Origin of the sequence: Salinibacterium sp. (genome assembly GCF_031364185.1) — a bacterium.
GTDB lineage: Bacteria > Actinomycetota > Actinomycetes > Actinomycetales > Microbacteriaceae > Rhodoglobus.
Genome location: NZ_JANLVV010000159.1, coordinates 1 through 6,465 on the forward strand (window position 1 = coordinate 1; position 6,465 = coordinate 6,465).

The following is a 6,465-nucleotide window of genomic DNA, read 5'->3' on the forward strand; positions in this document are numbered from 1 at the left end:
TGTTCCACCGCACGACTCGCATAGACGCCTCGTGCGGTCGCGATCATGGCGGCGAGCTGCTCCCGCGTCACGACCGGCGTTACCGCGTCGAGCGGGCTCGAGGTGGCACGCTGCCTGAGCATGGCGAGTTCTGCCGCGGCGTCCGGATACCCCATAGAGATGCGCGCCATGAACCTGTCACGCTGGGCCTCGGGAAGCGGGTAGGTGCCTTCCATCTCGATCGGGTTCTGAGTGGCGATGACAATGAACGGGGTGCCGAGCACATAGCTGCGGCCGTCGACGGTGACCTGGCCCTCCTCCATGCTCTCGAGAAGCGCAGACTGGGTCTTCGGGCTTGCGCGGTTGATCTCGTCGCCGATGACGATGTTCGCGAAGATGGGGCCGGGCTTGAACTCGAACTCCCGGTCGACCTGGTTGTAGACGGAGACGCCGGTGATGTCTGCCGGCAGCAGGTCAGGCGTGAACTGGATGCGCATCACCGAGCAGTCCATTGTGCGCGCGAGTGTGCGGGCGAGCATCGTTTTGCCCACGCCGGGAACGTCTTCGATGAGCAGATGACCCTCGGCCAGCAGCACCGTCAGAGCCATCTCGATGGCTGTTCGCTTACCGTCGATGACCGTCTCGATCATGCGCAGGATCTCGCGAGTCCTGGCGTAGAACTCATCGTGGAGCATCGGTTGATGACCTGCGTCGCGGCTCTCAGTGTCGATGTTCAACGATGTACTCTCCACGTCCTGAGTCTGCCAGCATAACGAATCGACAACACTGCCAGTTGACTGGCAAGGTTCACGAGTCGGAGCGCTTGGCCTTCAGCTCGGCTTCGAGGCGCCGGATGCGAGCCTCACGCTCGTGGAACTCGATCTCGCGTTCGACGGCGGCCGCGTCCTCCTCTGGCGACTGGTACCTCACTGCCGCCTCCCGCCGACGCGGGTCACCGAACGTGCCACAGTCGGTCGGCTGATCCCGATGCTTGCCGATGACCAGCCAGAGTATGGAACCGATCAGCGGCAGGAGGATGACGATAAAGGCCCACGAGACCTTGTCGAGGTAGCGGATCTTCCATGAATCGCTGGTGATCACGTCGACCAGCGCGAAGATCAGCAGCGCAAGCGACCCCACGGTCAGCACAAGTTGAAACATGCTTAGCATCATAGGAGCGGCGGGCTCCCGTTAGGAAGGCTTCGGGGGCTCAATGTTGGTAACTCCTGCAGATCGCTGTGCGCCAGCGACCGCTGCCCCGGAATTCCGGGGGCGTCAAACCGAGCATCGCCCGAACTGCAGGAGTTACCAACATGGGGCAGCGGCGACGCCGTAGCGTTGAGCGGGTGAAGATCACTGTTCTCTCCGGCGGCGTCGGTGGCGCTCGCTTCCTGCGCGGCCTGCGCGACGTTATCTCCCCCGCCGACCAGGTGACGGCCATCGTCAACGTTGGTGACGACATGTGGCTGACCGGCCTGCGCATTGCCCCTGACCTCGACTCGATCATGTACACGCTCGCCGGGGAAAACGATGAGCAGCGCGGCTGGGGCCGGGTCGGGGAGACCGAGCGGGTCAGCGCCGAACTTCGTGCATACGGCGTCGGATGGCCGTGGTTCACTCTCGGCGACCTCGACATCGGCACCCACCTCACGCGCACCCACCTGCTCGGCGAAGGCCTCCCGCTGAGCGAGGTTACCACCCGCATCACCTCACGATGGAACCTCGGCGTGCGCCTGATCCCCGCCACTGACGACGAAGTGGAGACACACGTGATCGTTGACGGCGGCGGCTCGATGCACTTCCAGGAATGGTGGACCCGGCACCGGGCATCCATCGCGGCACAGCGATTTGAGAGCGTTGGGGTTGCCGCATCGACCCCGGCACCAGGCGTGCTCGAGGCGATCGCGGCGGCCGATGTGATCATCGTGGCCCCGTCGAACCCGGTGGTGTCGATTGGGCCGATCCTGGCGATCCCGGGCATCCGTGACGCCCTGGCGGAGGCGCCCGGCGTGGTCGTCGGGGTGTCGCCGATCATCTCCGGATCCGTCGTGCGCGGCATGGCCGATGCCTGCCTCACCGCGATCGGCGTCGCTACGGCGGCCGACGCGGTGGCGTTGCACTACGGGGCGCGATCGCGCGGCGGGGTGCTGGATGCGTGGCTTATCGACGAGTCGGATGCGGCCTGCGCGCCCGCGATCGAGGCGGCGGGCATCCGGGCCCATGTCGTGCCGCTGTGGATGCACGACGCCGAATCCAGCGCTGCGCTCGGTCGGGACGCGCTAGCGGCGGCGATCGGCTGACCACGCTGTCGTGCGCGGCCCCGCCAGCCAGGCACTTGTGCGCGGGCCGGGATTCGTGAGCCCCGCAAGGTCTGCCGGAGTGTCGACATCGCCTCGAAGCCCGGGCCACCGTCCCTCAAGCTCGACGTAGCCTGCGGCCCGGTGCGCCAGTCGGGAACCGACCCCAAACACCGTGACATGGGGAACGCCCACCAGCGCGGCGGTGAACGCAGAGCCGTCGCCCGCAGAATCAGCAACCAGCGACAGTGGATGCGAGGACGCTGCCAGCGCCTGCCGCAACTCGGCCGCCGTCAGCGCGGGATGATCCCCCAGCAGCACCGCTCGGGACACATCGAGACCAGCGTGCTCCAGGCCGGCCTCGATGGCGGCGTTCAGTCCGGTACCAGGGTCGGGATGCACCACCGCCCCCAGCGCGACGAAGTCGGCCGCGTGTAAGTCGGCCGCGGCATCCGTCACGACGATCACGCGCGCGACCGTTAGCGCCACCTCGACGGTGTCGAGCGCCATCGCCAGGGCGAGCTCGCCGTGATCGCCCGGACCGAACCGCGACTTGGCGCCCGTCGCCCGAAACGGAACGACAATGACCCAGTCAGTGCGCACTCGCGCGTCCGGCCTCGAACCCCTCGGCATGCGCCTCTTTGGTGCCCAGCCTGAACATGTCGTCGGGGCCGGTGCGCACGATCGACCGGGCGCCCGGCGCGTCCAGTTCGGCCACCAGGTGCCTGAGCCCGCGCACGACGGCGACCGGCAGGCCGAGGGCCTTGCCTTTGACGAGGTCTGCCGCGGCGGCGATCTCGTCCGCTACCGCTGGCGCCGTGACATCCAGTCGCCTGCCGCCTGCGTCGTTCGAACCACGAAGATCATCGAGCACCCGGATGCCCGCCGCCCCGATCGCGACATCGGTCTGCCCCTGCCGCCATGGCCTCCCCAGCGTGTCGGTGATCACGATGCCGATGCGCAGGCCGAGCCGCTCACGCAGCGCCGCGCACAGGGCGCGAGCGCTCGCATCGGGATCGACGGGAAGCAGCAGTACGATGCCCTCTGGCACGTTGCTGGAGTCAACCCCCGCGGCCGCCAGCACCATGCCGAGATGATTCTCGACGATGCGGGTCACCCCGCCCGGATACTCGCGGGATGCCACGACCCGCACGGTCTCTGACGTGATCGCCTCCTCGCGATCCGCTGCCAGCACCTGCCGCCCCTCGGCCTTACTGACGATTTTCGAGGTGATCGCGAGAATGTCGCCGTCCTTGAGCACGCCGTCGACCGCGTCGCCGATCATCTGGATGAGGTCGTCACCGGCCACAAACTCCGGCAGGCCCCCGACGGCGAACACGGTGAGCATCATGGCTCAAGTTTAGGCAGCGAGGCCTTTGTGCTTCGTTACCTTCGTCACGGCGTGTGTTGGCGTGCCACTGCACGTATCCCCGCCGCCACCGCCAAGCTCTCCCCTACCCGAGCCGCAGCCTTCCCGCGCCTGGCTCTCCTCTGCCAAATGAAGGAGATTTACGGAATCACGGGGTTGTTTCGCAGAACAAACAAGCCCGGCGACGATATCTCCTTCATTTGGTCGCAGAGCTTGCGCGGCCACGCACCGGCGCGCTGCCGCCTGGCTAGTTCCGCATCGCGATCTGGATGGGATTACCTCAGGTGTCATCGAGGGTCGCGATCGTGACGGGGCCGAGATCCGTCGGAGGCTGCACGAAGGTGACCCCCAGAGCGGTGAGGCGCGCGTGTTCGGCGACCACGTCATCCACACCGAAGCTCGCGGCGGGGATGCCGTCCGCGACGAGTGCCTCCTTATAGGGTCCCACCGCGGGATGCTCGTCCGGTTCGAGCAGCAGCTCGACGCCGTCCGGCGCGGCAGGTGAGACTACCGTCAACCAGCAGAACTCGCCCAGGGGAATGTCCTCCTTCTTCTCGAACCCGAGCATCTCGGTGTAGAAGGCGAGCGCCCTGGCCTGGTCGTCTACGAAGACGCTGGTGGTGATGATCCGGATCATGCCTCCTCCTGGGTGTTCGTGTGTGCGTTGAGCCATGCCGTGACCTCGTCCAGCCGGGTCGTATCTAGGTGATGGATGTTGGTGCGCCCTGTCTTGCGGACGCTCAGCAGGCCTGCCGCCTCGAGAACGGCGATGTGTTTGCTGACGGCCTGGCGCGAGATGGCGATGCCACTTACCGACATCAGTCGCGAGCACAGATCGAACAAGCTCGAGTCATTGCGCTCGCGGAGTGCGTCGATCAGGGCGCGGCGGGTGGGATCCGCTATCGCCGTAAATGTGGCATCCATACCGCCAGTACAGGCAACCGTGAAGTTACCTATCAACAGTGGGTCTGAGTCGACCCCTGTCGCCCGCGTCCCCGCCGCCATCCTCGGCTGTCATCTCCCGCTGTCATCTCCCGCTGCCATCTCCCGCTGCCAAATGAAGGAGATTTCGGAACGACGGGTCACCCCACAGCACAAACGAGCCCTCGCGGCGATATCTCCTTCATTTGGTCGTAGAGCTCGGGTGGCGGCTGCGCTGCCGCGGACTGCCAGGATCACTGTGTGATCTTTCTCGATTTCGTGCTGGACTTCCTGTCGCTGGGCATCCCGGACGGTCCGGGCCGGGAGCCCACCGATCGGCAACTTCTTGCCAGCAACAGCGTGCGGTGTGGTCTTCGAGCGGCAACAGGGCGAGTGCTCAACATAGGCACTGAGTGGAGTGAGGGCATTTGCGAGATCACACCACGGCACCTTAACTTCATACCTAGCATGGGCGTGGTGGGCGATCGGCAGATCGAGGTATCTGGCCTTCGACGGGCAAACGACGAAGCGCGAGCCAGGCCCCGCCTCTGTGGCAGATCATCGACGACATTCATTGTTTCGACGAACGACGGCGAGCTGTATTGGACGATCGTGAAACGTTGTGCGCCCAAAGCCGTGACGTTATTGGCGCTGGCGCCCGAGTAGCCGACCCGTCGTCACGCGCGCCGGTACCTCAGCAACACGACGCCGTTGCCGAAGCGGCGGTGCTCTACGAGGGTGAGGGGCACGGTCACACCGAGCGGGAGGTAGGGGGTGCCGCCACCAACGATGATGGGGCTGACGAGCATCCGGAACTCGTCGATCATGCCCGCCCTGATCGCCACAGCGGCCAGGTGTGCGCCGCCGATCGAGATGACGCCGGGGATGGCGCGCACGGCATCCGGGTCGAAGTCGCGCTCAAGCCTCGTGCGGGGCGCCGTCACCTCGGGCAGGGTCGTCGAGTAGACGATTTTGTCGGCGGCGCGCCAGATTTGGGCATAGTCGTCGATGGCGGGATGCTCGGGGTCGGCCGGCATCGTGTCCCACACTTTCAGCACGTCGAACATGCGTCGTCCCAGCAGGTAGGTGGCGACTGGGCGCTCCAGCTCGTTGATGAAACTGTGAACCTCCTCGTCTGGCATGCTCCAGTCGAAGTTGCCGCTCGCGTCGCTGATGTAGCCGTCGAGGGAGGTGATTCCCGTGTAGATGAGGTCGCCCATGCGGGAAGTGTACGGCGCTCATATTTTGGCTTCCCTACTGAGCTGGCCGCCACATCGTCGTGATGACATGGCCGGATGCCTGGACGATCTGATCGCGGGGAGCGAAGCCCACGCTCGCGTAACGGTCGTTATTGGCCGGATTCGACGACTCCAGATAGGCAGAACCACCGAGCGCATCGATCCGCGCCAGGTTTTCTCGCAGCAGTCCCATGCCTAGTCCCTTGCCGCGATGATCGTCGTGGGTCGCGAACAGGCTCAAGTAGAAATGCGGCTCGGTGGGTCGGGCATGCTCGAATTTGTCGACTATCGCGAGAATCGCGTCGGCGCCCTCCCGTCCCACGATCCCTGCCAGAAAACCATCGAAGCCGTTCGCCTCAGCCTCGGTGAGTTCGATGCCACCCGGCGGCAACCAGATGGCGGCCGACTCGGCGTTGCCGGAGACGAACGTCCACGGATAGCGCTGCGCCGAGGTGACCAGCAACCGCCAGAATGCCGAAGCCTGCGCAGCACGGTTCTGACGATCAGGAAAGGCGGGCCCCCACAGCGGATCGTCGAAGAATGCGGACGTGACGGTCGCGACGATTGCCTCGATATCGTCGGGCTGCGCTACGCGGGTGAGGTGGCCGGTGGGATTCATTAGCTCAGGATATGGGCGTCGCTGACTTCGCCGTCGAGGTAC

General features: G+C 65.5%; 10 protein-coding genes. 2 read left to right on the forward strand and 8 right to left on the reverse strand.

Translation table 11 applies throughout. The annotated features are described in order from the left end of the window. Together RMN95_RS07240 and RMN95_RS07245 are read right to left on the reverse strand one after the other, a co-directional pair. Window positions 1-674 (reverse strand): AAA family ATPase (locus RMN95_RS07240; protein WP_309616273.1); only part of this gene is annotated, 674 nt, incomplete at its 3' end. A 112-nt stretch (window positions 675-786) separates the two neighbouring features. Beyond that, entirely contained in the window at window positions 787-1,140 is a 354-nt protein-coding gene (locus RMN95_RS07245) for a PLD nuclease N-terminal domain-containing protein (protein ID WP_309616264.1), read from the reverse strand. Window positions 1,141-1,325: 185 nt separating this feature from the next. On the opposite strand from RMN95_RS07245, the gene cofD reads away from it, so the two are divergent. Next, entirely contained in the window at window positions 1,326-2,279 is a 954-nt protein-coding gene (gene cofD / locus RMN95_RS07250; protein WP_309616265.1) for a 2-phospho-L-lactate transferase, read from the forward strand. Here the strand turns inward: cofD and RMN95_RS07255 are convergent. From RMN95_RS07255 to RMN95_RS07270, 4 genes are all read right to left on the reverse strand, one after another. Beyond that, window positions 2,259-2,879 carry an NTP transferase domain-containing protein gene (locus tag RMN95_RS07255; RefSeq protein WP_309616266.1) on the reverse strand — a complete coding sequence of 207 codons (621 nt, stop codon included), beginning with the start codon at window positions 2,877-2,879 and terminating at the stop codon, window positions 2,259-2,261. The genes cofD and RMN95_RS07255 overlap by 21 nt on opposite strands. Continuing rightward, window positions 2,869-3,627, reverse strand: a complete 759-nt coding sequence (locus RMN95_RS07260; protein WP_309616267.1) for a coenzyme F420-0:L-glutamate ligase — start codon at window positions 3,625-3,627, stop codon at window positions 2,869-2,871. The genes RMN95_RS07255 and RMN95_RS07260 overlap by 11 nt, the downstream gene beginning before the upstream one ends. Before the next feature lie 298 nt (window positions 3,628-3,925). Continuing rightward, a complete protein-coding gene (locus RMN95_RS07265; RefSeq protein ID WP_309616268.1) occupies window positions 3,926-4,282 on the reverse strand; it encodes a VOC family protein in 357 nt (118 codons plus the stop codon). After that, window positions 4,279-4,569, reverse strand: a complete 291-nt coding sequence (locus RMN95_RS07270) for a helix-turn-helix domain-containing protein (RefSeq protein ID WP_309616269.1) — start codon at window positions 4,567-4,569, stop codon at window positions 4,279-4,281. Before RMN95_RS07270 ends, RMN95_RS07265 begins: the two co-directional genes overlap by 4 nt. Window positions 4,570-4,827: 258 nt before the next feature. Here RMN95_RS07270 and RMN95_RS07275 point away from each other — a divergent pair, with 258 nt between their 5' ends. Continuing rightward, the gene (locus RMN95_RS07275) at window positions 4,828-5,232 is read left to right on the forward strand and encodes a hypothetical protein (RefSeq protein ID WP_309616270.1); all 405 of its coding nucleotides are present in this window, start codon (window positions 4,828-4,830) and stop codon (window positions 5,230-5,232) included. A gap of 11 nt (window positions 5,233-5,243) precedes the next feature. On the opposite strand, the gene RMN95_RS07280 is transcribed toward RMN95_RS07275, so the two are convergent. Next, window positions 5,244-5,786 (reverse strand): dihydrofolate reductase family protein, encoded by a 543-nt coding sequence (locus RMN95_RS07280; RefSeq protein WP_309616271.1) that lies wholly within the window; start codon window positions 5,784-5,786, stop codon window positions 5,244-5,246. A 34-nt stretch (window positions 5,787-5,820) separates the two neighbouring features. Next, a complete protein-coding gene (locus tag RMN95_RS07285) occupies window positions 5,821-6,423 on the reverse strand; it encodes a GNAT family N-acetyltransferase (RefSeq protein ID WP_309616272.1) in 603 nt (200 codons plus the stop codon). Between the last annotated feature and the right edge of the window lie 42 nt (window positions 6,424-6,465).

Excerpts from the sequence above, each read along its gene's own strand:
- RMN95_RS07245 (WP_309616264.1), bottom strand. The coding sequence starts at position 1,140 with ATGTTTCAACTTGTGCTGACCGTGGGGTCGCTTGCGCTGCTGATCTTC.
- RMN95_RS07260 (WP_309616267.1), bottom strand. The coding sequence starts at position 3,627 with ATGATGCTCACCGTGTTCGCCGTCGGGGGCCTGCCGGAGTTTGTGGCC.
- RMN95_RS07265 (WP_309616268.1), bottom strand. The coding sequence starts at position 4,282 with ATGATCCGGATCATCACCACCAGCGTCTTCGTAGACGACCAGGCCAGG.
- RMN95_RS07270 (WP_309616269.1), bottom strand. The coding sequence starts at position 4,569 with ATGGATGCCACATTTACGGCGATAGCGGATCCCACCCGCCGCGCCCTG.
- RMN95_RS07280 (WP_309616271.1), bottom strand. The coding sequence starts at position 5,786 with ATGGGCGACCTCATCTACACGGGAATCACCTCCCTCGACGGCTACATC.
- RMN95_RS07285 (WP_309616272.1), bottom strand. The coding sequence starts at position 6,423 with ATGAATCCCACCGGCCACCTCACCCGCGTAGCGCAGCCCGACGATATC.